At 68.9% G+C, this 24,441-nt stretch carries 20 protein-coding genes; 10 read left to right on the forward strand and 10 right to left on the reverse strand.

The window, feature by feature from the left end; translation table 11 throughout:
- Nucleotides 1-11: 11 nt before the first annotated feature.
- The 3 genes from CKW34_RS07855 to CKW34_RS07865 all read left to right on the forward strand — a co-directional run bounded on the left by CKW34_RS07855 (nucleotide 12) and on the right by CKW34_RS07865 (nucleotide 3,278).
- Nucleotides 12-1,082: a PhnD/SsuA/transferrin family substrate-binding protein gene (locus CKW34_RS07855; protein WP_231921847.1), complete on the forward strand. Its 1,071-nt coding sequence runs from the start codon at nucleotides 12-14 to the stop codon at nucleotides 1,080-1,082.
- A 61-nt stretch (nucleotides 1,083-1,143) separates the two neighbouring features.
- Complete coding sequence (locus CKW34_RS07860; RefSeq protein WP_059383637.1) at nucleotides 1,144-2,061, forward strand: TauD/TfdA dioxygenase family protein; 918 nt, start codon at nucleotides 1,144-1,146, stop codon at nucleotides 2,059-2,061.
- 5 nt (nucleotides 2,062-2,066) lie between these two features.
- Nucleotides 2,067-3,278, forward strand: coding sequence for an MFS transporter (locus tag CKW34_RS07865; protein WP_059383638.1), 1,212 nt, complete (start codon nucleotides 2,067-2,069; stop codon nucleotides 3,276-3,278).
- Here the strand turns inward: CKW34_RS07865 and CKW34_RS07870 are convergent.
- Nucleotides 3,260-3,697 (reverse strand): PPOX class F420-dependent oxidoreductase, encoded by a 438-nt coding sequence (locus CKW34_RS07870; RefSeq protein WP_370670868.1) that lies wholly within the window; start codon nucleotides 3,695-3,697, stop codon nucleotides 3,260-3,262. The genes CKW34_RS07865 and CKW34_RS07870 overlap by 19 nt on opposite strands.
- A gap of 57 nt (nucleotides 3,698-3,754) precedes the next feature.
- On the opposite strand from CKW34_RS07870, the gene CKW34_RS07875 reads away from it, so the two are divergent.
- Complete coding sequence (locus CKW34_RS07875) at nucleotides 3,755-4,534, forward strand: maleylpyruvate isomerase family mycothiol-dependent enzyme (protein WP_059383640.1); 780 nt, start codon at nucleotides 3,755-3,757, stop codon at nucleotides 4,532-4,534.
- A gap of 63 nt (nucleotides 4,535-4,597) precedes the next feature.
- Here CKW34_RS07875 and CKW34_RS07880 read toward each other — a convergent pair whose 3' ends face one another.
- Nucleotides 4,598-5,017: a hypothetical protein gene (locus tag CKW34_RS07880; RefSeq protein ID WP_231921850.1), complete on the reverse strand. Its 420-nt coding sequence runs from the start codon at nucleotides 5,015-5,017 to the stop codon at nucleotides 4,598-4,600.
- Nucleotides 5,018-5,030: 13 nt separating this feature from the next.
- Nucleotides 5,031-5,915, reverse strand: coding sequence for a helix-turn-helix domain-containing protein (locus CKW34_RS07885; RefSeq protein WP_059383642.1), 885 nt, complete (start codon nucleotides 5,913-5,915; stop codon nucleotides 5,031-5,033).
- A 36-nt stretch (nucleotides 5,916-5,951) separates the two neighbouring features.
- Here CKW34_RS07885 and CKW34_RS07890 point away from each other — a divergent pair, with 36 nt between their 5' ends.
- Nucleotides 5,952-6,512, forward strand: a complete 561-nt coding sequence (locus tag CKW34_RS07890; protein ID WP_059383643.1) for a TIGR03086 family metal-binding protein — start codon at nucleotides 5,952-5,954, stop codon at nucleotides 6,510-6,512.
- A gap of 20 nt (nucleotides 6,513-6,532) precedes the next feature.
- Entirely contained in the window at nucleotides 6,533-7,441 is a 909-nt protein-coding gene (locus CKW34_RS07895) for a pseudouridine-5'-phosphate glycosidase (protein WP_059383644.1), read from the forward strand.
- 4 nt (nucleotides 7,442-7,445) lie between these two features.
- On the opposite strand, the gene CKW34_RS07900 is transcribed toward CKW34_RS07895, so the two are convergent.
- Nucleotides 7,446-8,111 carry an NUDIX hydrolase gene (locus tag CKW34_RS07900; protein ID WP_059383645.1) on the reverse strand — a complete coding sequence of 222 codons (666 nt, stop codon included), beginning with the start codon at nucleotides 8,109-8,111 and terminating at the stop codon, nucleotides 7,446-7,448.
- Nucleotides 8,112-8,172: 61 nt separating this feature from the next.
- Here CKW34_RS07900 and CKW34_RS07905 point away from each other — a divergent pair, with 61 nt between their 5' ends.
- Both CKW34_RS07905 and CKW34_RS07910 read left to right on the forward strand, forming a co-directional pair.
- On the forward strand, nucleotides 8,173-9,153 hold the full coding sequence (locus CKW34_RS07905) for an ADP-ribosylglycohydrolase family protein (RefSeq protein ID WP_059383646.1): 981 nt from the start codon (nucleotides 8,173-8,175) through the stop codon (nucleotides 9,151-9,153).
- Nucleotides 9,154-9,269: 116 nt separating this feature from the next.
- The gene (locus CKW34_RS07910; protein WP_059383720.1) at nucleotides 9,270-10,400 is read left to right on the forward strand and encodes an iron-containing alcohol dehydrogenase; all 1,131 of its coding nucleotides are present in this window, start codon (nucleotides 9,270-9,272) and stop codon (nucleotides 10,398-10,400) included.
- Nucleotides 10,401-10,407: 7 nt separating this feature from the next.
- On the opposite strand, the gene CKW34_RS07915 is transcribed toward CKW34_RS07910, so the two are convergent.
- Nucleotides 10,408-10,602, reverse strand: a complete 195-nt coding sequence (locus CKW34_RS07915; RefSeq protein ID WP_059383647.1) for a hypothetical protein — start codon at nucleotides 10,600-10,602, stop codon at nucleotides 10,408-10,410.
- A gap of 184 nt (nucleotides 10,603-10,786) precedes the next feature.
- Here CKW34_RS07915 and CKW34_RS07920 point away from each other — a divergent pair, with 184 nt between their 5' ends.
- The gene (locus tag CKW34_RS07920; protein ID WP_059383648.1) at nucleotides 10,787-11,284 is read left to right on the forward strand and encodes a beta-class carbonic anhydrase; all 498 of its coding nucleotides are present in this window, start codon (nucleotides 10,787-10,789) and stop codon (nucleotides 11,282-11,284) included.
- A gap of 1 nt (nucleotide 11,285) precedes the next feature.
- On the opposite strand, the gene CKW34_RS07925 is transcribed toward CKW34_RS07920, so the two are convergent.
- From CKW34_RS07925 to CKW34_RS07940, 4 genes are all read right to left on the reverse strand, one after another.
- Nucleotides 11,286-12,059: a PIG-L deacetylase family protein gene (locus CKW34_RS07925; RefSeq protein ID WP_059383721.1), complete on the reverse strand. Its 774-nt coding sequence runs from the start codon at nucleotides 12,057-12,059 to the stop codon at nucleotides 11,286-11,288.
- A 38-nt stretch (nucleotides 12,060-12,097) separates the two neighbouring features.
- Nucleotides 12,098-14,140 (reverse strand): elongation factor G-like protein EF-G2, encoded by a 2,043-nt coding sequence (locus CKW34_RS07930; RefSeq protein WP_059383649.1) that lies wholly within the window; start codon nucleotides 14,138-14,140, stop codon nucleotides 12,098-12,100.
- Nucleotides 14,141-14,290: 150 nt separating this feature from the next.
- Entirely contained in the window at nucleotides 14,291-16,054 is a 1,764-nt protein-coding gene (locus tag CKW34_RS07935) for a sulfite reductase subunit alpha (RefSeq protein WP_059383650.1), read from the reverse strand.
- A complete protein-coding gene (locus tag CKW34_RS07940) occupies nucleotides 16,051-21,546 on the reverse strand; it encodes a glutamate synthase-related protein (protein WP_059383651.1) in 5,496 nt (1,831 codons plus the stop codon). Before CKW34_RS07940 ends, CKW34_RS07935 begins: the two co-directional genes overlap by 4 nt.
- 323 nt (nucleotides 21,547-21,869) lie before the next feature.
- Between CKW34_RS07940 and CKW34_RS07945 the strand changes: the two genes are divergently transcribed.
- A complete protein-coding gene (locus tag CKW34_RS07945) occupies nucleotides 21,870-23,294 on the forward strand; it encodes an aldehyde dehydrogenase family protein (protein ID WP_059383652.1) in 1,425 nt (474 codons plus the stop codon).
- 200 nt (nucleotides 23,295-23,494) lie between these two features.
- On the opposite strand, the gene CKW34_RS07950 is transcribed toward CKW34_RS07945, so the two are convergent.
- A complete protein-coding gene (locus tag CKW34_RS07950) occupies nucleotides 23,495-24,292 on the reverse strand; it encodes an SDR family NAD(P)-dependent oxidoreductase (protein WP_059383653.1) in 798 nt (265 codons plus the stop codon).
- Between the last annotated feature and the right edge of the window lie 149 nt (nucleotides 24,293-24,441).

Consider the following 24,441-nt stretch of genomic DNA (forward strand, 5'->3'; position numbering starts at 1 on the left):
AAGGATCGACTGTGTTTCGTAGTGTTCGCTCGCGATGGCTCGTGGTGCCGTCGCTCGCAGTGCTGTTCGCGGCATCCGCGTGCGGCCTCGGCGGTGCCGACGGGCAGGAAGCCCTCGCCGAGGCCACCATCGCGCATACCGGCGACGACATCCCCGACGGTGTGAAGCTCGTCGTCGCCGAGCAGAACGCGACCCGCTCGCAACCCCTCTACCTCTCCGGGGCGGGGGAGGATCTGCCGTACGACCTCGAGTTCGCCGATTTCAGCGGTGGTCCGGCCGTGATCGAGGCGTTGCGCTCCGGTGCCGCCGACATCGGTGCCCTGGGTGAAGCACCCATCCCGATCGCGGTCGCGAACGGGATCACCGACATCGTCGCGATCGCACTGGAAGCGAATCCCGGCAGTAGTGGCGGTTACTTCCTGGTGGCGCAGCCGGGTAGCGACATCGAGACGGTGGCCGACCTGAAGGGCAAGAAGGTCGCGTACCCGCCCGGAACGGGCCGGCACATGATCGTCGCGGGCCTGCTGGCGAAGGCAGGACTCGACCCGAAGACCGACATCGACGCGGTCGAACTGGCCGGCGCGGAGGTCGCTCCGACCTTCTCCTCCGGAGCCGTGGACGCCGCGATCCTCACCGGCGTGCAGTACTACAAGGTGGGCTCACCGCCCATCGTCGGCGACGGCACGGGGATCAACACCGGCATCAACACCCTGATCGTGCGGAAGCAGACCCTCGAGGATCCTGCGAAGGCCGCAGCGATCGGCGACTACGTCGGACGCTCGGTCGCCGCGAACAACTGGATCGCCTCGCATCCCGACGAGTGGGTGGAGGCGTATCACGTGGGCACTCAGGGGATGACACCCGAGGAAGGCCGCGAACTGCTCGACCACACGGGCAGCGGACGGTTCTACCCGATCGACGAGAAGTCGATCGCGCTGTTCCAGAGCGTCGCGGACGGGCTCTACGAGACCGGCACCATGACCGTTCCCGTCGACGTCTCGCCATACGTGGACGGCCGCTACAACGACATCGTCGTCGCGCAGAACGAGGCCGATGACAGCGTTCCGGATCCGCTTCCCTGATCCGACCCGTCACCGATGTCCCACCCATAGAAGATGTTCCACCGATAGAAGGAGCAGTCCCATGACCCAGGCCGCCACCCGCCTCGACGTCGTCCCCCAGTCCGGCCATGCCGGAGCAGAGATCCGCGGCGTCGACCTGACCCGCGAACTCGCCGAGGACGAGATCACCACCATCCGAGAGGCGCTGCTGAAGTGGAAGGTTGTGTTCTTCCGCGACCAGTTCCTCGACCACGACCAGCATCTGCGGTTCTCGTCGTACTTCGGGAAGCCGACCCCGGCGCATCCGCTGTTCGACTCGATTCCCGACCCGGACCACCCCACGATCTACCCGATCTTCCGCGACCGGTTCAAGGCGCGCATCGCGAACAGCAGCGGCTACGACAAGGTGCGCTGGCACGCCGACGTCACGGCGGCGGTCAACCCGCCGTTCGCGTCGATCCTGCGCGCCGAGACCCTCCCGCCCTACGGCGGCGACACCCAGTGGTCGAACGCGGTGGCGGCGTACAACGGTCTGTCGGCGCCCGTGCAGCGACTCGCCGACGAACTGCGTGCGGTGCACCGCTTCACTCCGGGTGACGGTGCGAAGCCGACCGAGGACTACCTGCGTCGCGTCGAGCGTCGCCCGTTGGTGAGTGAGCATCCGGTCGTGCGGGTGCACCCGGAGACGGGGGAGAAGGCGCTGTACGTCAACCCCGGCTTCACGCAGTACATCTCGGGGGTCTCGCCGCACGAGAGCCGGCGTCTGCTCGGGTTGTTCTTCGAGGAACTCGGCCGTCCCGAGTACACGGTCCGCTTCAAGTGGGAGCCGGGATCGATCGCATTCTGGGACAACCGATCCGCCGTGCATCTCGCCCCGAGCGATCTCGTCACCGAACACGATCGGCGCCTGTACCGCATCACTCTCGAAGGTGACGTGCCGGTCGGACCGGACGGACGCGAATCCGTCGCGCTCGAGGGCGAACCGTTCGAGGCAGTCTGAACCGCGTGACCGAACGGACGGAGCCCGGACCCGGGCTCCGTCCGTTCTTCCTGTCGCTGTTCGTCCCGTCGGCGATCTTCGGTCTGGGCACCGGTGCCGGTGCTCCCATGATGGCGCTGTTCGCCCGCGAACTCGGCGCGTCCGTGCCGGTCGCGGGACTGATCGTCGCGCTGGTCGCATTCGGGGCGGTCCTCGGCGACCTGCCGTCGGGCACGGTGGTCGCGCGTTTCGGGGAACGTCGCGCGATCGTCCTCGGATCGGCGCTCGGTGCGACCGGCGTGCTCGTGTCGTTGTCGGCGCCCACCCCGGCGGTGCTCGCGGTGGGCGCGACACTCACCGGTTTCGCGAACGCGGTGTGGGGGCTCGCGCGGCAGAGCTATCTCGCCGGTGCCCTGCCGTTGCACATGCGCGCCCGTGGCATCTCCGCGAACGCCGCTATGAGCAGGGCGGGTGTGTTCGTCGGTCCGTTCGTCGGTGCCGGTGCGGTGCACCTGACGGGCGTGAGCGGAGGGCTGATCGTCCAGGTCGTCGCGATCGTCGTCTCCGGGGCGCTCGTCGTGAATGCCGCTGTGTCGGAACCGGACAGGTCGGAGCGGCGCAGCGGCGGCGTGATCGCGGTGGCGGCCTCCCACCGGACGGTCCTCGGGACGCTGGGTGTCGGTGCGATGCTCGTCGGCGCGTCGCGCGCCTCACGCGACGCGGTGCTGCCGTTGTGGGCCGATCACATCGGGGTGGCGCCGGCGACCGTCTCGTTGATCTTCGGCGTTGCGGCGGCAGTGGACGTGGCGCTGGCCTACCCGGCCGGAGTTCTGATGGACCGCTACGGCCGCCGGGTGACGGCCGTACCGGCGCTGCTGCTGTTCGGCACGGCCTTCCTGATCCTGCCGCTGTCGCAGCAGCTGTGGTGGCTCGTGGTGGTCGCGGTGGTGCTCGGGACGGCGAACGGTATGAGCAACGGCATCGTCATGACGCTCGGCGCCGACGTCTCACCACCGCACGCGCGTGCCGAGTTCCTGGCTGCGTGGCGACTGACCCACGACACCGGATCGTTCGCGGGACCACTCGTCGTCGGAGCGGTGGCCACCGTGTCGCTCGCCGGTGGTGCCACCGCGATCGGGGCACTCGCCCTCGTCGGTGCCGGAGTGATGTACCGGTACATCCCGCGATACGTGCCGGTGCCCGTCGCGGTGCCACAGGATCAGCGCGCGGCGCCGTAGAAGCGGGAGACCCGCACACGCAGCAGCAACCTGCGATCGGCGACCATCGCGGCCCGGAAGTCGTCCCAGTCCGGATGCTCGCCCTGCACCGCTCGATACAACTCGACGAGCTGCTCGACGGTGTCGTCGTGGGGGTCCGCGGCCACCGGTGTCAGTTCGGCCTCGCCCTCCGCGACGGCGTAGGACCACTTGTCGTCGGAGTCGACGAACAGGCTCACGCGCGGGTCTCGGCGCATGTTCTGGGTCTTCGCCCGATCGTCGGTGACGGAGACGGAGAACGTGCGGGTCGCGGGCTCGTACCGGTAGGTGATGTTCGACAACTGGGGTCGCCCGTCGCGTTTGATCGTCGCGAGCACGGCGACACCGGTGGGAGGGAACAGGGCTTCGAGTGCGCTCTCGTCGGCCGGCATGGCGCCCAGACTACGGCCGACCGTGCAGAATCGGGGCGGGTATCGAGCCGAGCACGAAGGGCAGACATGCTGGACTACGCGCGTTACTGCGGAGAGATCGTCGAACAGACGGAACTGCTGGTGGACTCACTGGCCGGGCAGGACATGAGCACACCGGTGCCGTCGTGCCCGGGATGGAATGTCGGTCAGCTCGCCCGGCACATCGGCTACGGCCACCGCTGGGCGAGCGAGGCGGTCCGCGGTGAAGGGGCGATGCCGCGCACCGACCGCGCGATGCGGGAACTGGCGGACTACGTCGACGAGGATCCGGACGAGCTGATCCCGTGGTTGCGGGAAGGAGCGCGCGAACTCGAGGCCGCGCTTCGGGAGGTCGGCCCGGACATGCGGGTGTGGACGCCGATCCCGGGCGGCAAGAAGACACCGGAGTTCTTCGCCCGACGTTTCGCCCACGAGACCGTGGTGCATCGTGCCGACGCCGTGCTCGCGTTGGGAGCGGACTTCGAGGCGGCTCACGATCTCGCCGTGGACTGCGTGGACGAATGGCTCGACCTGGCGGTGGTCACCTGGCCGCGGCGCGATGTGGAACGGCACCGCGCGCTGCACGGCCCCGACCGGACACTGCACTTCCACGCGACGGACACCTCGGCGGAGTGGGTCGTGGACCTGACCGGCGAGGACTTCGCGTGGCGGCATGCCCACGAGAAGAGTGCCGTGGCGGTACGCGGACCGCTGACGGAACTGCTGTTGGTGCTCTACCGTCGGCGCGCCGTGGACGCAGCCGACGTGGAGGTCTTCGGCGACACCGGGTTTCTGGCGTCCTGGCTCGACGTCAGTCCCTTCGGCTAGCCGAAGGCAGAACGCACAGCGAGTGGCCGCACCGCGACGGCGAGACGGCCACCCGCCTGTGAGTCAGACCGACAGGCGCGAGGCCGAGTACGCGTGGCGGATCGCGTCGAGTGCGCTGGTGCAAGGAATGTGCGCTTCCTGCAGCGAATGGATCACCTCGGCGATCGGTCCGGACTGCTCCAAGGCGCTGCCGGCGGCGACGGCCCAGGCGACTTCGCCGGGTTCGAAGGTCCGGGTGGGCTTCCATCCTCGCTGGGGAGCGAGTTCGCGCAGTGTGCTCCAGTGCGCGACCTCGTCCGCATCCGGACGTCCGATGAAAAGTAGGCGGTCGTGTCCCACGATGAACCCCTTCGTCCTGCTTTGGTGCTTCGACAGGTAGGTCGTTTGCACTGTGTGCTTCGTTACATTTACCTGATCGAGAAGCGTCGCAGGTTTGTGACGTTCCACTATGTGGTACATCCGCCCGAATTCGGGAAACCGCATCCGGCGAGGGCGGTCAGCCACCGCCGTAACGAGCCGCGAACGCGCCCGGCGTCATACCCACGACCCTGGCGAAATCCCGTACGAAATGCGGCTGGTCGGCGTAACCGAGGACGGCGGCGACCTCCGACAGCGAGCCGGGCCCCTCGCGCAGGCGCCCGGCGGCCTCCTGCAGTCGCCGCCGCTGGATCAGCCACTTCGGGGTCAGCCCGATCCGTCGCTGGACCAGGCGTTGCAGTGCCCGCTCGCTGAGATCGAATTCGGCCCGTACCTGCTCGACCCGCAGAACGTCGGAGTGCTCCTCGACGAACGCCACCACCCGGTTGACGAGCCGCCCCTCCTCGTCGATCGGCAGATAGGCGCGCAGCACGTCGTCGAAGGCCTCCGTCGCGGCGCGGTGCGACTCCGGGGAGTCCGGGCCGTGCGACATCGCCTCCCGAACCCGCGTGATCAGACGCGCGCCGGCGTCGCCGAGGACATCGGTGAGGTCGACGGTCAGGTCGGTGAACGCCGCGAGCGAGGTGCCCGTGATCAGTGCCCCGGCCGCCGGGCTGAGCATGGACCCGACCGCCCAGCCCTCGCCGGTGAGGGTGACCGTGGACAGCCCGTGCTCGACGCCGTAGAAGCGCGCGTAATCGTGCGCGACCACCAGTTGGCAGACCGGATAGCGCAGCACCCGCTGGGGTGCCTCCCGGTCGGCCGGCACGGACCAGACGGGAATCCAGTACCGCTGCATCAGATCCGTGAGGTCGGGTGCGGCGGGATAGCGGTGGATGGTGTGCGAGGCGTCGTGCGGATCCTTCAGGTGGGCACGTTCGGTGTCGTCGCGACCGCCGACGCGGTCGGTGCCATCGCTACCGCCGAAAAGGTGCGACCCCGGGTCGCCGCCGTCGGGTTTCATCAATACCTCACGCTCGCCGGTCGTCAGTATCGAGTCATGAATACAACAGCACTGCGACACGCAGAGGCCGACCAGCCGCTCACCGACGTGATCTCGTCGCTTCGCGACACCGACTGGGATGCGCAGTCGCCGTGTGAGGGGTGGACGGCGCGCGACGTTCTGGCCCACGTCATCGACACGCAGCGGGACTTCTTCGCCGGACGCGGTGTCGAGATGGGCGAGCGGTCCGACACCGACCGTCCTGTCGAGGCGTGGAGGACGCACACGGCACGGATCGCCGAGATCCTCGCGGACGACTCCTTCGTCTCGAAGACATACGACGGATACTTCGGGCCGACCACGGTGGGTGCGACGTTCGAGCAGTTCTACGTCTGGGACATGATCGTGCATCGCTGGGACATCGCACGCAGCGCGGGGGTCGATGTGACCTTCTCGGACGCCGAACTCGACCGGATGGAGGCCGGCGCCGACAGTTTCGGCGACGCGCTCTACATGGACGGTGTCTGTGCTCCGGCGGTGCCGGTTCCCGAGGACGCAGACCGCACGGCCCGGATCCTCGCGAAGATGGGACGTCGCACGGCCGCGTCGATCGGTTAGGCCGCGTTATCGTCGGTCGTATGAGCGAAACGATCCGCGTCGCGGACTACGTGCGCGAGGCGATCGCGGCCGGGCGGCCGGTCGTGGCGCTCGAATCGACGATCTTCACGCACGGACTCACCCGGCCACGCAACGTCGAGGTTGCCCTCGAGGCCGAGCAACGTCTGCGCGATTCCGGGGTGCTGCCCGCAACCATCGGGGTCGTCGACGGAACCCCGACGGTAGGTCTGTCGGAACAGCAGATCCGCATGCTCGGCGCGGAGGACGTCCCGGTCGTCAAACTCGGTATCCGCGACCTGCCGGTCGCAGCGGCCAAGCGGCTGCACGGCGGGACGACGGTGTCGGCGACGGCGCTGCTCACGCATCGCGCCGGGATCGACGTGTTCGCCACCGGCGGCCTGGGCGGCGTGCATCGGGGAGCTTCGTCGACCTTCGACGAGAGCGCGGATCTCGTTGCGCTGGCGACACTTCCGATCCTCGTGGTGAGCGGCGGCGTCAAATCCGTCCTCGACATCCCTGCCACACTCGAACGGCTCGAGACGCTCGGGGTGGTCGTGGTCGGCTATCGGACCACGCGTTTTCCCGGCTTCTATGTGCGCGACAGCGGCTGCGATGTCGACGAGGTGGAGTCGGCGGAGCAGGCCGCAGCGGTGGCACGGGCGCGGGACGGGCTGGGTCTGCGGGCGGCGGTGCTCGTCGGGAATCCGGTGGCGGCCGAGGCGCAGATCGATCCGGAACTGCACGATCGCGTGCTCGCCGAGGCCGAGCACGCCGCCGCCGAGGCCGGGACACGCGGCAAGGCGATCACCCCGTTCCTGCTCGACCACATGCACCGGGCCACCGAGGGGCGCTCGCTCGAGACGAATGTCGCGGTCTATCGCGGGAACGTCGCGGTCGCCGCGGAGATCGCGCACGCGTTGGCGTCCTGATTCGTCACTGCAGGAGGAAGGCGGCGGTGGACGACGGCAGGGGAGTGCCGCGCCGGCGGTAGATCTCGGCGGGCCGGCCTGTACCCTCCCTGCGCAGTTCGCCGGTGGGTTCGAGACCGTGCAGCAGGTGCCGGCGGAAGGTGTCCTTGGGATAGCTGCGGGCATAGACGGTTTCGTACAGCATCCGCAGGTCGAGCACGGTGAACTGTTCGCCGAGGAAGTTGCCGGGGTCGACCTCGGCGGAGTACCGGCGTCGCAGGTCGGCGACCGCCAGGTCGACGATCTCGGCATGGTCGAAGGCGAGGTCGGTGGTCTCGGTCGTCGGCACGAGATGCGCCTCCGCAGGGATCTCGGCGACCGGCACCGCGGCGCCGTGGGCCATCGACAGCACCCATCCGCGGTCGTCGCGCTCGGGATCGTCGAGCATGGCGAGCTGGTGGAAGTCGACGCCCGTGAGCCCGGCCTTGTCGCGCAGGGCGCGTTCGGCGGCCTCGGCGAGTCGCTCACCGGGGTGCAGGAATGTGCCGGGCAGGGCGAAGTTGCCGTCGGGACGTTCGACGACCAGTACCTTCAGTACTTCGTCGACGGTGAGGACCGCGACGTCCACGGCCACCGAGGGGCGCGGGTAGTCGGTGAGCGACCTGCCGGTCGAATCGGTCGGTGTGCCCATGGTGGACATTCAATCATCGATGCGCTAACTTTAGCGCAGACTTGATCGAAGCGAGGGGCTCATGGAAACGACCGCAGCACAGAACGACCGGGCCGCCGGAGTCCTGCTCGCCACCGCAGCAGGCGACGCACTCGGGGCGGGATACGAATTCACGTATCCGACGGACACCACGCCCATCGACATGATCGGCGGCGGACTCGGGCCGTTCGCGCCCGGCGAGTGGACCGACGACACCTCGATGGCCCTCGCCATCGCCGAGGTCTCGGCGACCGGCATCGACATCGGTGAGGGTGCCGGACTCGACGCGGTCGCGGCGCAGTTCCTCCGCTGGTACGCCACCGACCCCAAGGACATCGGCAACCAGACGCGTGCCGTCCTGCGCGAGGCGGGACCCACCGCCGCCACCATGACGGCGCGCGCCCGCAGCCTCCCGGGGCGCACCGGCGGCAACGGATCGCTCATGCGCACCGCACCCGTCGGGCTCGCCTTCCTCGACGACGCCGAGCGGTGCCTGGACGCGGCCCATGCGATCAGCAGCCTCACCCACGCGGACGAGCAGGCATCCGAAGCGTGCCGGCTGTGGTCGTTCGCGATCCGTCACGCCGTCCTCCACGGCACCTTCGACGGGGTGCGGGTCGCTTTGTCCTGCCTGTCCCAGCCCGCCGCACAGCGGTGGGCGGTGCTGCTGGACGAGGCGGAGGCCGCGCCGAGCCCGCGCGTGTTCGACAACAACGGCTGGGTCGTCCACGCCCTGCAGGCCGCGTGGTGGGCGATCACGCACGCCCGCACCGACGGCCCTGGACACCTGCCGGAGGCGCTCGAACTGGCCGTGCGCGCAGGCAACGACACCGACACGGTCGCGGCCATCGCGGGTGGACTGCTCGGCGCCCGGTGGGGTGCGTCCGCGGTGCCGGGGCGGTGGCGTCGCATGCTGCACGGATGGCCCGGTTACCGCGCGGACGACCTCGAGCGCCTCGGGCTGCTCACCGCGCGGAAGGGCTCCGGGGCAGGCGGGGATGTACTACGGATCGTCCAGAGCTGAGACTCCCCGAGATCCGCCGGATGCCTCCGCTCACGGTTGTGATGCGGTAGACACGACCCGTCGGACGGATACTCGAGGAGGGATCGCACGTGGCTTCCATCGCACTTCCACGCATCATGCGCGTCGGCGGGGGCGCCGTCGAGGAGATCGGGGAGGTGGTCGCCGGACTCGGACTCGCCCGGCCCCTGGTGGTGACCGACAAGTTCCTGGTCGGCACCGGTGCGGTGGATCGGATGGTCGCGCAGCTCGAGGCCGCCGGACTGCGGCCGGCCGTCTTCGCCGAGACCGTTCCCGACCCCACCACCGCCTCGCTCGACGCGGGTGTCGCAGCGGTCGCCGAGCACGACGCCGACTGTGTGATCGGGTTCGGTGGAGGAAGCCCGATGGACACGGCCAAGGCCCTCGGCCTGCTCGCCCGGAAGGGCGGCCACATGCGCGACTACAAGGCGCCGCGCGACAACATCGGCCCGGCGCTACCGGTGATCGCCGTGCCGACCACGGCGGGAAGCGGCTCGGAGGCAACCCAGTTCACGATCATCAGCGACAGCGAGTCCGACGAGAAGATGCTGTGCACGGGCCTGGCCTTCCTGCCGGTCGCTGCGATCGTCGACTATCGGCTCACCATGACGATGCCTCCGCGCCTGACGGCGGGCACCGGCGTGGATGCACTCACCCATGCCATCGAGGCCTATGTCAGCAGGAAGGCGAACCCGTTCTCCGACAGCCTCGCGCTCGTCGCGATCGACACCATCGGACAGGTACTGCGGCGCGTCTACGCGGACGGGCAGGACGCCGAGGCGCGCGAGCGGATGATGCTGGCCGCCACGCAGGCGGGCATCGCGTTCTCCAACTCCAGCGTCGCGCTCGTGCACGGCATGAGCCGTCCGATCGGGGGGCACTTCCATGTTGCGCACGGACTGTCGAACGCGATGCTGTTCCCGGCGGTCACCGAGTTCTCGGTGGATGCCGCCGAGTCCCGCTATGCCGACTGCGCCCGGGCCCTCGGCGCGGCCTCGGCGGACGCGTCCGATGCGACGGCCGCCGCAGACCTGGTCGTCGCGCTGAAGGAACTGTGTCGCGACGTGGAGGTGCCGACACCGAAGTCGTACGGCATCGACAAGCAGACCTGGGACGAGAGGGTCCCGGTCATGGCCGAGCAGGCGCTGGCGTCGGGATCCCCGAACAACAACCCGAGGATCCCGACGGCCGAGGAGATCCGCGATCTCTACGGGCGGGTCTACGCCTGAGACCGGCTCATTCGGGAGCCTGATCGTCGGGCTCGACCTTCTCCGTCTTCACCCGGTCCGCGACGTTGCCGGGCGCACCCTCCTCCTCGCGTTCGTTCTCGACCTTCTGCTCGAGCTTGTCGACGAGATTCTTGATCTTCTGGCCGGTGAGGTCGTCGTTGTCCTCGGGGCGGCCCGAGCCGTGCTTGGGGGCGTTGTCCATCGACGTCCGTCCTTCGTTCGTAGGGTGCAGGGGAGCGGTACCCGAGCGCCGGAACGGTCAAACGGCAGCAGCTCCCGGCGCGGTACTCCGCAACGGTTCTGCTCACGCCGATCACCACCCTGTACGGGGACGGCGATGCGGACGATCATCGTGGCGGTCTGTCCGACGACGAAGGGGGACGAGGATGACCGTCACCGAGGAATTCCTGAGGAACAACGAGACCTACGCGGCCGGCTTCTCCGGCCCGCTGCCGCTTCCACCCAGCAAACACATCGCGATCGTGGCGTGCATGGACGCCCGGCTCGACGTGTACCGGGCGCTCGGCATCGAAGAGGGTCAGGCCCACGTGATCCGCAACGCCGGCGGCGCCGTGACCGACGACGTGATCCGCTCGCTCACGATCAGCCAGCGACTGCTCGGCACCACCGAGATCGTGCTGGTCCACCACACCGACTGCGGCATGCTGACCTTCACCGACGACGAGTTCACGCGCGCGGTGCAGGACGACACCGGTATCCGCCCGGCCTGGGCACCGGAGTCCTTCCGCGACCCGCACGAGGACGTGCGCCAATCGCTGCGCCGCATCGAGACCAGCCCGTTCGTCACGAAGACCACCTCGCTGCGCGGGTTCGTCTTCGACGTGGCCAGTGGCGAACTCGAGGAGACCGTGCCCGCCGCCTAGCTCAGAGCGGGAGCTCGGTCTCCTGCAGCCCGGGCGGAAGGCCGCGGCGCCGGAACCACTCGACGCCGAAGGCGGCGCGCAGGTGTTCCTCGGGCATGTTCAGCATCGGCCCGAAGTCGCCGATCTGCGACTCGTAGCCGACCATCGCCGCACGTTTGGCACCCAGCGCCTCCGACACGTCCACCGCGGTGGTCAGTTCCGACTCCGGCAGGCCGAAGGTCCCGAGGTCCGGTGGGCGCACGTCGTCGGGGGTGTCCGGCAGCGCCGAGAGCAACCGCATCAGGTGGTCCCGGTTGCTCGACGCCTCGTAGACGGCGTCGTGCCCGGTGATGCGTTCGGCATGGACCCCGGCCCGGTGGACCTGGACGTGATCGGGATGGCCGTACCCGCCGTGCGCGTCGTAGATCGTGACGACATCGGCGCGTTCCTGCTCGATCACGGTGGCCAGTCTGGCTCCCACCTCGCTCGGATCGGCGTTGGCGAAGGCATTCGGGTCGTGGTTGCCGGCGGTGCCGGCCATCCCCGAATCGCCGTATCCGAAGGGCACCACCCTCGCCGCACCCAGCGCCCGGGCCGATTCCTCGAGTTCCTTCGTGCGGCGGGCGGCGAGGGATTCACCGGGCGCGAGCAGTCCGTCGGGATACTCGCCGCGGGCACCGTCGGTGGCGACGACGAGCACGACGCGATGCCCGGCGTCGGCGGCCCGGCGCATCACGCCACCGGTGAGGAATACCTCGTCGTCGGGGTGTGCGTGGAAGCACAGCAGAACGCTCATGGCGTTCATGCTGACACGCTGCCCGTCCGTTGCAGTGGTCAGTCCGACTCGCCGTAGCGGGCCGCGAGGTTCTCGGGCATCGGTTCGTGCCGCAGATACTGGCGGGCGAAATCGGCGGTGCCCTGCGTGATGGCCCGCAGTTCGACCGGATAGCGGCCGAGTTCGAGTTCGGGAACCTCCGCGCGCAGCAGGGCGACACCCGGCTCGGGGGATTCGGTGCCGAGCACCCGTCCGCGCCGGGCCGACAGATCACCGAGGACAGCGCCGAGATACTCCTCGGGCACGATCACCCGCACGGCGGCGACCGGTTCGAGTACGCGAACGGTGCTGTGCGCGGCCGCATCCCGCAGGGCCAGCCCGGCTGCGGCCTGGAAGGCCGCGTCGGACGAATCCACGGAGTGGGCCTTGCCGTCGACCAGGGTGACCTGCACGTCGACGAGCGGATATCCCGTCGTCACACCCTTCTCGGCCTGCGCGTACACGCCCTTCTCCACGGACGGGATGAACTGGCGCGGAACCGCACCGCCCACCACCTTCTCGGCGAAGACGACTCCGCTGCCCACCGGCAGTGGTTCGACCTCGACGTCGACGACCGCGTACTGGCCGTGCCCGCCGGATTGTTTGACGAGCCTGCCGTGCCCTTTCGCGGGTCCGGCGAAGGTCTCCTTCAGCGGCACCCGATGCTCGACCGTGTCGACCTGGACACCGTGCCGGGTGCGCAACCGTTCGAGGACCAGTTCGGCGTGCGCCTCACCCGTGCACCACAGCACGAGCTGATGGGTCTCGGGATTCTGTTCGACGCGCAGCGCGGGATCCTCGGAGGCGAGGCGAGACAGGGCCTGCGACAGCTTGTCGTCGTCGGTGCGGGTGTGTGCCTCGATCGCGACGGGGAGCAGGGGAGTCGGGGTGGGCCACCGGTCGAGTGGGACCGGATGGTCGGGGTCGTACAGGACGTCGCCGGGTTGTGCGGTCGCGAGTTTCCCGACGGAGGCGATGTCTCCCGCCACGGCCTCGCCGACCGGGCGCTGTTGCTTGCCGAACGGGCTCGTCAGGGCGGGAATGCGTTCGCGGCTGTCGCGGTCGCCGTCGGCCAGTGCGACGATCGTGTCGGGTCGCAGCGTGCCGGAGTAGACGCGCACCAGGCTGATCCGCCCGACATAGGAGTCGCCGGCCACGCGCACGACCTGCGCGGCGAGCGGACCGTCCGGATCGCACGGTGGTGCCCCACGACCGCGGTGCGTCGGCGCCGGGAAACCGGTGGTGATCAACTCGAGGAGTTCGACGGCGCCGATCCCCGTCTCGTCGGCGGGGACGGCCGGGTGCAGGGTGCAGGCCAGGATCTCGCGGGTGAGCCCTTCCTGCAGGGAGGCCGTGTCGAGTTGCTCGCCGGCGATGAATCGCTCCATGAGCGTGTCGTCCTGGCCGGAGATGGCCTCCACGAGGCTCTCCCGCGCCTCGGTGGACACCGGGCACGGACCGGGTTCGCCGTAGCTGCGGCCCGTCAGCAGACCCATCGATCCGATCGGGCGGTCGCCGTCGTAGACGGGATAGAACATGGCCCGCAGGGTGTCCGGTCCCAATCCGAAGGCGTCGTGGCAGTCGGTGAGCATGTCGTCGAAGCTGTGCCGGGCGACGTCGAGTTTGTTCACCACGATCGCGCGGGGGATCGCCTCGTCGTCGCATTCGCGCCAGAGCGCGCGGGTCGCGGCACTGATGGGATCGGTGGCGGAGACGACGAAGATCGCCGCGTCGGCGGCGTGCAGGCCCGCGCGGACCTCGGCGTCGAAGTCGGGATGTCCCGGCGTGTCGATCAGGTTGATCTTGATGTCGTTCCATTCGAGGGGGACGACGGACAGCTGCACCGACCGGCGGTGGCGCTGCTCGATCTCCTCGTAATCGGACACCGTGGTGCCCTCGGCGACGCGCCCGGCGCGCCCGACGGCGCCCGCGGCGACGGCGAGGGATTCGGTGAGGGTGGTTTTCCCGGAGCCGCTGCACCCCACCAGGGCAACGTTGCGGATCCGGTCGGGACTGTCGGCGGTCGGTGCCTGCCGGCTGCGTGCTGCGGAGCGATCGGGCATCGAGCTACTCCCTCGTGTGACCTGCAGCACAGTCTAGGGCATTCCGATCGTCCCTCCGGGGAGGTTCGCAACACGCGCTCGAGGCTCGCAACGCCACCGGTGACCGATGGTGTTGCGAGCCTCGAGGTGCTGGTGCGTACCCCGGCCTGCTCAGTACACGTCGCGCACGTACCGCTTCTCGCGCTTGAGGGTGGTGACGTACTCGACGGCCTGCTCGTCGCTCATACCGCCGTGCTCGGCGACGATCTCGTGCAGCGCACGGTCGACGTCCTTGGCCATCCGCGACGCATCGCCGCAGATGTAGAAGTGTCCACCCTCCTCGAGCCACGCGAACAACTCCGCGCCGTGCTCCTTCATGCGGGTCTGCACGTAGATCTTCTCGGCCTGATCGCGGGAGAACGCCAGGTCCAGGCGCGTGAGCACACCCGAGTCGACGAACTCCGTCAGCTCGTTCTCGTAGATGTAGTCGCAGCCGCGCTTCTGGTCGCCGAAGAACAGCCAGTTCTTCCCCGTCGCACCCCGTGCGCGACGCTCCTGCAGGAAGCCGCGGAAGGGTGCGATGCCGGTGCCCGGACCGACCATGATCATCGGTGCGGTGTCGTCGGCGGGCACGCGGAAGGCCTTGTTCTTCGACACGAAGATGCCCACCTTGCCTTCACCGACACGATCGGCGAGGAAGGTCGAGCACACCCCGCGACGCTCGCGGCCGTCGGTGCCGTAGCGCACCGCCGCGACCGTCAGGTGCACCGAACCGTCGCACGCGTTCGGGCTCGACGAGATCGAGTACGCCCGGTGCTGCAGCGGACGCAGCAGCGCCAGGAACTGCTCGGCCGACAGCTCGGGCGCGGGATCGAGCAGGAGCACGTCGAGAATGTCGCGGCCCCACAACCATTCGTCGAGCGCAGCCTTGTCGCCGTGCCGCAGCACATAGGTGAGTTCCTCGTTGCCCGTGTGCTTCTCGATCTCCTCGAGGAGATCGACGGACGGGGCGGTGATCTCGTAGTTGTAGGTGAGCAGGTGCTCGAGGGTGTCGTCGTGCCCCTCGGGGACGCTCGCGCCGTCGAGACCGAGCCGACCGAGGATCGCGTGCACGAGTTCGGTGTCGTTGACGGGCACCACGTTCAGCGCGTCGCCCGCTTCGTATTCCAGACCGGAATCGGCGAGCGCGAACTCGTAGTGCCGGATCTCCTTCGCCGAGTCCTCCCCGGACAGCAGCACGTTCGACGTCAGCACCGCCGGATAGGGATTCTTGCGGGTCCACTGCGACTTCGCCCGGGCCGGTGCCGCCGGTGCCGCGGGAGCGGGAGCACCATCGCCCACGATGCCCTCGACGGCCGCGACGAGCGGCAGCGTCTCCGCGATCCACGTCGCGGCGAGCTCCTCGAACTCGACGTCACAGTCCACCCGCGGCACGATGCGCTGCGCACCGAGCTGCTCGAGACGCATGTCGATGAGCTTGCCGGCCTGGCAGAACCCGTCGTACCCCGTGTCACCGAGAGCGAGCACCGCGAAGTTCATGCCGTCGAGGCGCGGCGCGCTCTCGGCCGACAGCGCATCCCAGAACAGCTCGGCGTTGTCGGGCATCTCGCCCTCGCCGTAGGTGGATGTGACGATCAGGACCTGGCCCAGACCGGCGAACCGGTCGAGGTCCATGTCGTCGAGAGCGCACACGACGGGCACGAAGCCCTGGGTGCGCGCCGCAGCCGCGGCGTCCTCGGCGACGGCTTCGGCATTGCCGGTCTGCGAGCCGTAGAGCACGTGCAGAGCAGGCGCCGAGCCGGCGGTCCCGGCATCGTCGGCGGGACCACCGGAGAACAGGCGGGTCTGCATCCCGGCGACGAAGCCGGAGAGCCACGACCGCTGATCGGCGGTGAACGGAGCGTCGAGGGGAATGAACGGGCCGGTGGTGGTCACGCGGAGACTCCCATCGTGGAGGTGAGGACGTTCGGGACGGCGTTGCGTGCGAACAGTTCCTCGTAACCGGGCAGGCGACCTGCGGCATCGAGATTCCTGCGGCTTTGCAGGACGATCCAGCCGTAGGTACCGGGCGCATCGATCGAGCGGACGTTGCGCAGGGCCAGGGCCTGCTTGTAGTCGTTCAGGCGCTTGTCGGCGACCAGCGCCGCGAGCTGCTCGTCGGTGTGATCGGCGATCGCAGCGAGGGCGTAACGCTCGAGCTTCGCGACGAGGAAGAAGTCCTCGGTGAGCAGCAGATTGCGTGCGGCCTTCTGCACCGCCGGGTCCGACACGTCGGTGGCGCCGGGGACCTTCTGCAGCGCCATCTCCTGCGCGGCGGCAAGCACCGTGTAGTTGTTGAGCAGCGCGTACATGGCCTCGGTGTCGGTCGCGTCCGGGGTGACACCACCGGCGACGGGAACACCCGAGCGGCAGTTCTCCTTGAACTTGCGCACCTGGTGCGCGACCAGTGCCGTGGCGACCTCGGCAGCGAGGTCCTTGCGCGACGCTGCGGCGAGGATCTCGTCGAGGTCCTGGTACTGCAGCAGGGCGCGCGGCATGCCGTACGCGAACCGGTGCTGCTCGACCTGCCAGTTGTCGATCAGGAAGCGGGCCTTCACCGAGCCGGTGGCCTCGACGTGCAGGTGCAGCAGCTGCAGCACTGCAGCGTTGTGGATCGCGGCCTGCGGGTCGTCGCCGGTGATCGACCCGAGGACGATCGAGTCGGCGCTAGCCTTGCGGGGGAGCAGGCCCTCGGGGTCGTACTGGTAGACGAACCCGCCGGACATGCCGTTGCCGAAGCCCTTGCCGAACTCGCCGATGTTGAGCACCGCGCCGTTGGTCATGTACTCGCATGCGAACTCACCGACGCCCTCGACCACCGCGGTCGCACCGGAATTGCGCACCGCGAAACGGTCGCCGGCCTCGCCCTCGACGAACAGGCGACCACCCGTAGCGCCGAAGAGCGCGAAGTTGCCGATCAGGACGTTTCCGCCCCGCTCGTCGCTTCCGCCACCCGGGGAGCGCAGCACGATCTGCCCGCCGCACTGACCCTTGCCGACACCGTCGTTGGCGGTACCGGTGTGCTCGATGCGCATGCCGTCGTTGCAGAACGCCCCGAAGGACAGGCCCGCCGAACCGGAGGTGGTGAGGGTGACGGTGCCGTCGCGCAGCCACCGGCGTCCGCGCTCGTCGTCGAGCACGGCCGGCAGGGCGCCGAGATCCTCGTGGTTGAGCATGCGCTCGATGTCGATCGCCAGCTGCGCGCCGACGCTCTTGTTGTTGTTCGTCAGCTGCACGCCGTCCCCGAGCGAGACGGTGAGGTCCTTCGCATCGACGAGGGCCTCGCGCAGCCGGGCCACCCACGCCTCGTCGAGCGAGTAGTCCTTCTCCATGTAGACCGGATTGTCGATGTGCACCTCGGGCAGCACCGCGAGCATCGCCCGCAGGTCCAGCCGGCCCACGCTCGACGGGTGGTCGAGCAGGTGCAGCAGGTCGGCGCGGCCACGCGCGTCGCGCAGCGACCGCAGACCCAGGCGGGCGAGCAACTCGCGGGTCTCGTGCGCGACGTTGAGCAGGTACTGGGCCATCGCCCGCGGATCGCCGTTGAACACTTCGGGATTCGTGGTCAGACCTGCCGGGCACTTGACGTTGCAGTTCTTCGCCATGACGCAGCCGAGCATCATCAGCGCGGTGGTGCCGAACTCGAAGCTGTCGGCGCCGAGCAGCGCCGAGACGATGACGTCCGACGCCGTCTGGTGCGCACCCGAACACCGCAGCACGACCTTGTCGCGCAGACCGTTGGCGGTGAGGGCCTGATGGACCTCGGCCACACCGATCTCCGCGGACCGGCCCGCGTACTTCAGCGAGGTCACCGAGGCGGCGCCCGTGCCGCCGGTGTTGCCGGCGACGTTGATGACGTCGGCGCCCGCCTTGGCGACACCCACGGCGATCGTGCCGATGCCCTCGGAGGAGACGAGCTTGACGATCACCCGCACCCGCGCCGCCTTGGCGTCGTGGATGAGCTGGGCGAGGTCCTCGATGGAGTAGGTGTCGTGGTGCGGCGGCGGCGAGACCAGCTCGACGCCGGGGGTCGCGCCGCGCGCCGCGGCGATCTCCACGGTGACCTTCTTGGCGGGCAGCTGACCACCCTCGCCGGGCTTCGCGCCCTGCGCGATCTTGATCTCGATCTCCTCGAGCATCGGATCGGCGAGGTAACCGGCCCACACACCGAAGCGGCCGGACGCGAACTGCTTGATGCGCGAGCCGCGGATGGTGCCGTAGCGGGAGATGTGCTCACCGCCCTCACCGCAGTTCGACATGCCGCCGACCATGTTGGTGCCGTGCGCGACGGCCTCGTGGGCGTTCGAGTTGAGCGCGCCGTGGCTCATCGCACCCGACGCGAGCGCCGGGGTGATCTCGTGCGCCGGCTGCACCCGGTCGAGTCGCACGCTCAGCGGGGCCTGGCGGACCTGCTCGAGATAGTGCGCGGCGTCACCGATCGCGTGCACGGTCAGAGTGTCGCCGTAGCAACGGTGCGAGACGATGGCGTCACCGAAGCGCGCGACGAGCGAGGCCGCGAGCGCATCAGGACGACGGTGGTCGTCGGCGAGCGGACCGGTCAGACGCAGGACGAATTCGCTCTCACCCACCCGCGCCGCGGAGATCCCGCGCACGAGCATCGAGTTGTTGCCGAACCGCGCGAAGCGGCCCATCTCCTTGGTGAAGTCCTCGGCGGTGACGGCGTAGGTGACGTCGGCGGGCAGGGCGAGCACGTCGCGCAGCGCCGCGGGACGCTGTGTGCGCTCGTCGGCCATCGTGCGGGCGAACGCGCGGTAACCCGGGGTGATCTCGAAGGCATCGATCTCGGCGGGTGTCAGGGCGCGGAAGCCGCCGTAGCGGTACGACGCGTCGTCGAGACCGTGCGCGTCGGAGAGCCGGTGCAGCGGCAGCAGACGCAGCGCGTCGGTCAGATCCGGCTCGGCCTCCTTCTCGACGGGCAGCGTGAACGGCTCCTCGGTCATGTCCACGAAGCCGCGCACGGCGGTCGTGCCGAACGAGTGACCTGCGCCCTCGGCGCGCTCCTTGAACAGACCCAGCAGGGGGACGTCCTTCTCCGTCTCGACGCTGAGGGCCCGGCGATGCCAGTCGGCGACGGCCTGCGCGAGGGTGGTGAAACCGACACCGCCGACCGCGGACTTCACGTTCGGGAACCAGCGCGCGAGCACCTCGTCGCTCGTGTCGAGATAGCTCGGCTCGAAGAATTCACCACCGATGTACGACTCGACGGTGCACAGGCCGACGCGTCCCATCGTCTTCATGAGGGACTTCTCCGCAGCCTTGCGGAACTTCAGGAACGCGGCATCGGCGTCGTCGCCGTACTTCTCCTCGGCGCGCATCTGCACCGTGAGCGGATACACCGCGGCGGCACCGAAACCGAGGGTCGCGGCGATGTGGTGCGACGAGAACAGTTGTCCGGACTCGACGATAACGGACACGCGCAGACGCAGCCCCTCGTCGATCAGGCGCTGGTTGACCGCGGCGACGGTGAGCACCATCGGTAGTCCGGCACGGTCGGTGGAGACGTGGCGGTCGGTGAGCACGGCGATGCCACCGGATTCGCGGGCGAAGTCGGCAACGGCCTCGGCCGTACCGTCGATCGCGGCGGCGAGTGCGGCCGCGTTCGCCTTGGCGTCGTCGAAGACGGGGGAGTACAGCATCTCGAAACGCTGCACCGGGGTATCGGACTGCTCGCGGATACGCAGCATGTCGAGGTGCGTGAGGATCGGGGTGGGCACCACGATCTGGGTCGCGGACGACGCGGGAGCACCGCTACCGGGTCGGGCGCCGAGCGCGACGCGCAGGGTCATGCCGTCCGCCTCGCGGATCGAGTCCAGCGACGGGTTGGTGACCTGGGCGAAGCGCTGCGAGAAGTACTTGGCCACACCGCCTTCCTGATCCGACAGCGCATTGATCGCGTTGCCGTAACCCATCGCGGAGATGCGCTCCTGACCCGACGCGAGCATCGGGTCGAGCATGAACCGGAAGGACTCCTGGTTGATGCTGTAGGACACGTAGCGCTGGTAGCGGCCGAGATCGCCGTTGTAGCGCAGCGGGGAACCGGCCTTCTCGGCGGGAACCTCGGGCAGGGCATCGAGTTCGCGACGGGCCTCGTCGACGAGCGATGCGTAATCCTGCTGGGCGGCAAGAAGTTCCAGTGCCTCGACGGTCCCGTAGGAGCGGCGCGTGCGGTGATCGAAGTACAGCATGCCGCCGGCCTCGATGCGGCCGCGACGCAGGACGGTTTCGGGGGCGAAGTCGAACTGACCGGCTTCGGAGGTGACGGCGAGGTAGTTCTCGGTCTCCACGGTGCGCAGCGGGCGCAGGCCGAGGCGGTCGAGGCGCGCGCCGACGACGGTGCCGTTGCCGAAGATCAGCGCGGCGGGACCGTCGTTCTTCTCCTCGTACAGCGAGAAGAACTCGAGCATCGCGCGGACCTGCGGCGACAGTTCGATGTCGTTCTCCCAGGCCGGCGGCATCATCTGCACGACGGCGGTGACGAGGTCGAGGTCGTTGTGGGCGATGCGCGAGGCCAGGGTCTGGTCGAAGCGGCAGCTGTCGGACTGTCCCGGCGGGCGGATGATGTCGCGGCCCATCGCGCGGGCGAGGGCGCCCTCGAACAGCCGGTTCTTGCGATCGGTGTTGAGCTCGCCGTTGTGTGCCATGAGGCGGAACGGCTGCGCCATCGTCGGATGCGGATCGGTGTTCGTCGAGAACCGGGTGTGGAAGAACAGGGTGTGTACCGCGTGCCGCGGGTCGGTGAGATCGCGGAAGTACGGGATGACCTCGTGGGAGTTCAAGCGGTTCTTGAGAACCTGCGTGCGCGCACTGAGCGAGAGCGGGTACAACCCGGCCAGTTCCGGCTCGGTGTAGGCGCGGGCCTCGACCTCGAGGAGCACGCCGTGCAGCAGCCGGTCGAACTCGTCGACGGAGTCGCACGCGTCGGGCCGGGTGAAGATCCACTGGCGGATCGGCAACTGGTATTTCGGTGCGGTGGAACGCAACACGCTGTCGTCGACCGGGACGTCGCGCACCGCGAGCACGGTGACCCCGGCTCCGGCGAGTGCCGACGAGACGAGTTCCTCGGCGTCCGTATGTGCTGTGGGCTCGGTGGGGAGGAAGAAGTTTCCGACTCCGAAGTGCCCTTCCTGCAAGGGCATTCCGGTGATCTCGGAGAAAAATGCGACCGACAGGTCGACGTTGATGCCGGCTCCGTCGCCGACCCCCTCGGCGGACATGCCGCCCCGGTGCGGCACGACGCACAGGGCCTCGTGGCCGCGGGTGAGCACCTCGTGGGTCTGCACGCCGTCCTTGCGGGTGATGAAACCGACACCACAACTGCTCTTGTCCAGCGTGCTGTCGTACAGGCCGGTGTCACTGGCGTGCGTCACGGACGTCCTCCTCGGTGCATCGAAGTCGTCGTCGACCGGCAGTGACGATGCGAAGAAGGGGGAACGCGTGGGAAGGCGCAGCTCCTGATGTGCATAGACGTGTGCCGGAGACGATATGTGTGAATGCAGACGTCTTTGTCCGAATGCGCCGTGCGTTGCGACGGTGGAGCGAGCAGCAATGGCCAGTGTAGCGCACGTGTTAACTCCGGTGACGGCGGGATACATCACAACCCACCGGGCGTAAACGCTGTATTGCGGGAGGGTCTTCGCTACGCTCGCGCCCAACGGCGTCGACAGGCCGGACCATGAGCAGGGAGAGCGATATGACCGACATTCTCGACCGCACGAAGATCTACTTCGACGGGCAGTGGGTGGACTCCGACGGCGCCGGCCGCATCGAGGTCGTGAACCCGACGACCGAAGAGGTCATCGCGGTGGTCGCCGAGGGTGTCGCCTCCGATGTCGATCGGGCCGTCGCCGCGGCGAAGGCCGCCTTCCCGGCCTGGTCCGCGCTCAGTGGTACGTCACGCGCCGCCTACCTGGAGAAGGTCTCCTCGCTGGCGAACGAGCGTGCCGACGAGCTCACGAGCGTCGTCTCCCAGGACATGGGGATGCCCGCCCACTTCGCGCGTGCCATCCAGGTCGGGATGCCGCTGAAGAACATCGCCGCCTATGCGTCGCTGGCAGGAACGTACGACTTCGACGACCAGGAGATCGGCAACGCCCTGGTCGTACGCGAACCCATCGGTGTCGTCGGCGCGATCACCCCGTGGAACTACCCGCTGCACCAGGTGGTGCTCAAGGTGTTCGCCGCGCTCGCCGCCGGATGCACCGTGGTGCTCAAACCCACCGAGGTCGCGCCGCTGGTGACCTACGCGCTCGTCGACATCGTCGACGAGGCCGGCCTGCCGCCGGGCGTGTTCAACCTCGTCAGCGGCTACGGACCGGTCGTCGGCGAGGCCATCGCCGCACACCCCGACGTCGACATGGTGTCGTTCACCGGTTCGACGCGCGCCGGCAAGCGCGTCTCGGTCGTCGCCTCGGAGACGGTGAAGAAGGTCGCGCTCGAACTCGGTGGCAAGTCGGCCAACATCATCCTCGACGACGCCGACCTCACCGCCGCCGTCACCGAGGGTGTCGGCAAGTGCTTCCTCAACTCCGGCCAGACCTGCACCGCCCTGACCCGCATGCTCGTCCCCGCCGACCGTCTGCCGGAAGCCACCGCCATCGCCGAGCAGGTCGCGCGGGCCTACACCGTCGGGCTGCCCGACGATCCGTCGTCGAAGCTCGGTCCGCTCGTCAGCGGCACGCAGCAGGGGCGCGTGAAGGCGTACATCGACAAGGGTGTCGAGGAGGGCGCCGAACTGGTGCTCGACGGCCGCGAAACCGAGTTCACCACCGGCTACTTCGTCGGCCCCACCGTGTTCACGAACGTCGCACCGGAGATGACGATCGCCCGCGAGGAGATCTTCGGACCGGTGCTGTCGATCATCGGATACCAGGACGAGGACGACGCGGTGCGCATCGCCAACGACAGCGAGTACGGCCTGTCCGGCGGGGTCTGGTCGGCCGACCCGGCGCGAGCGGAGGCCGTGGCCCGCCGTATGCGCACCGGTCAGGTCTACATCAACGGCGGCGCCTTCAACACCGACGCACCCTTCGGCGGTTACAAGCAGTCGGGTATCGGACGCGAGGCCGGCGTCTTCGGGCTCGAGGAGTTCCTGGAGATCAAGACGATCCTGCGCTGACGGCGGTGCCGTCCAATTCTGCGCTGACGGCGGTGCCGTCCAATTCTGCGCTGACGGCGGTGCCGTCCAATTCTGCGCTGACGGCGGTGCCGTCCAATTCTGCGCTGACGGCGGTGCCGTCCAATTCTGCGCTGACGGATGAGTGCGCGGCACCGGTCGGAGTCTTTCCGGCCGGTGCCGTGTCGTTTCGTCGGACCCGGTCAGTAGTAGACCGCGCCGGGCACGCCACCGCCCACGGCGATCGCGTCGCCGGTGATGCCGATGCTGCGCGGGCTCGCGAGGAACGCGACGACGTCGGCGACCTCGCTCGCGTCGATGAGGCGGTTCACGGAGTTCTTCGCGATCTGCTGTTCCAGTTCGGCTACCGGCGTGCCGGTCTCGGCCGACTCCTCGGCCAGTCGCGCCGCCAGCCGTTCGGTGCGGGTGCGGCCGGGGTGGACCACGGTGACGTTGATGCCGTGCGGGCCGAGTTCGTCGGCTAGGTTCTTCGTCACGGCTGCGACGCTGACGTTCCGGACCGTCTGGGCGATGGAGTTCGCGCTGCGCGCGCCGAGCCCGCTGATGTTGATGATCCGGCCCCAGCCCTGCTCGATCAGGTAGGGGGCGACGGCGCGTGCGGTGCGCAGACAGCCGAGGACCTTGATCTCGACCTCGTTGCGCACGATGTCGTCGGTGGTCGCGGCGAAATCCGTCGGCTTGTTGGCACTCCAGGGAGTGGCGGCGGAGTTGACGAGGATGTCGACCCCACCGAGTTCGGCGACGGCCCGCGCGACGAGTGCGTCGACCGAGGCCTGGTCGCCGGTGTCGGTGGGCACGGGAACGATTCGGCGCCCGGTCTCCTCCGAGAGGATTTTCGCCGCGGTGTCGAGATCGGCTGCGGTACGGGCTGCGATCACCACGTCGGCGCCCTCGGTGGCCAGTGCCCGCGCGATGGCGTAGCCGATGCCGCGGCTACCGCCGGTGACGATGGCCCTCTTCGCGGTAAGTCCGAGATCCATGCTGCTCCTGTCTGCTCTTCGGGATGTCCCGACGGTATGCCGACAGGGGAGCCGGCGGCCACGTTTGCAACCGGCGTGATGCGAATCGGTGGACGGCTCCGGGTATGGCAACGGCCCCCGCACCGGGTGGTGCGGGGGCCGTCGGTAGT

It is taken from the genome of Rhodococcus rhodochrous (assembly GCF_900187265.1).
GTDB classification, from domain to species: domain Bacteria; phylum Actinomycetota; class Actinomycetes; order Mycobacteriales; family Mycobacteriaceae; genus Rhodococcus; species Rhodococcus rhodochrous.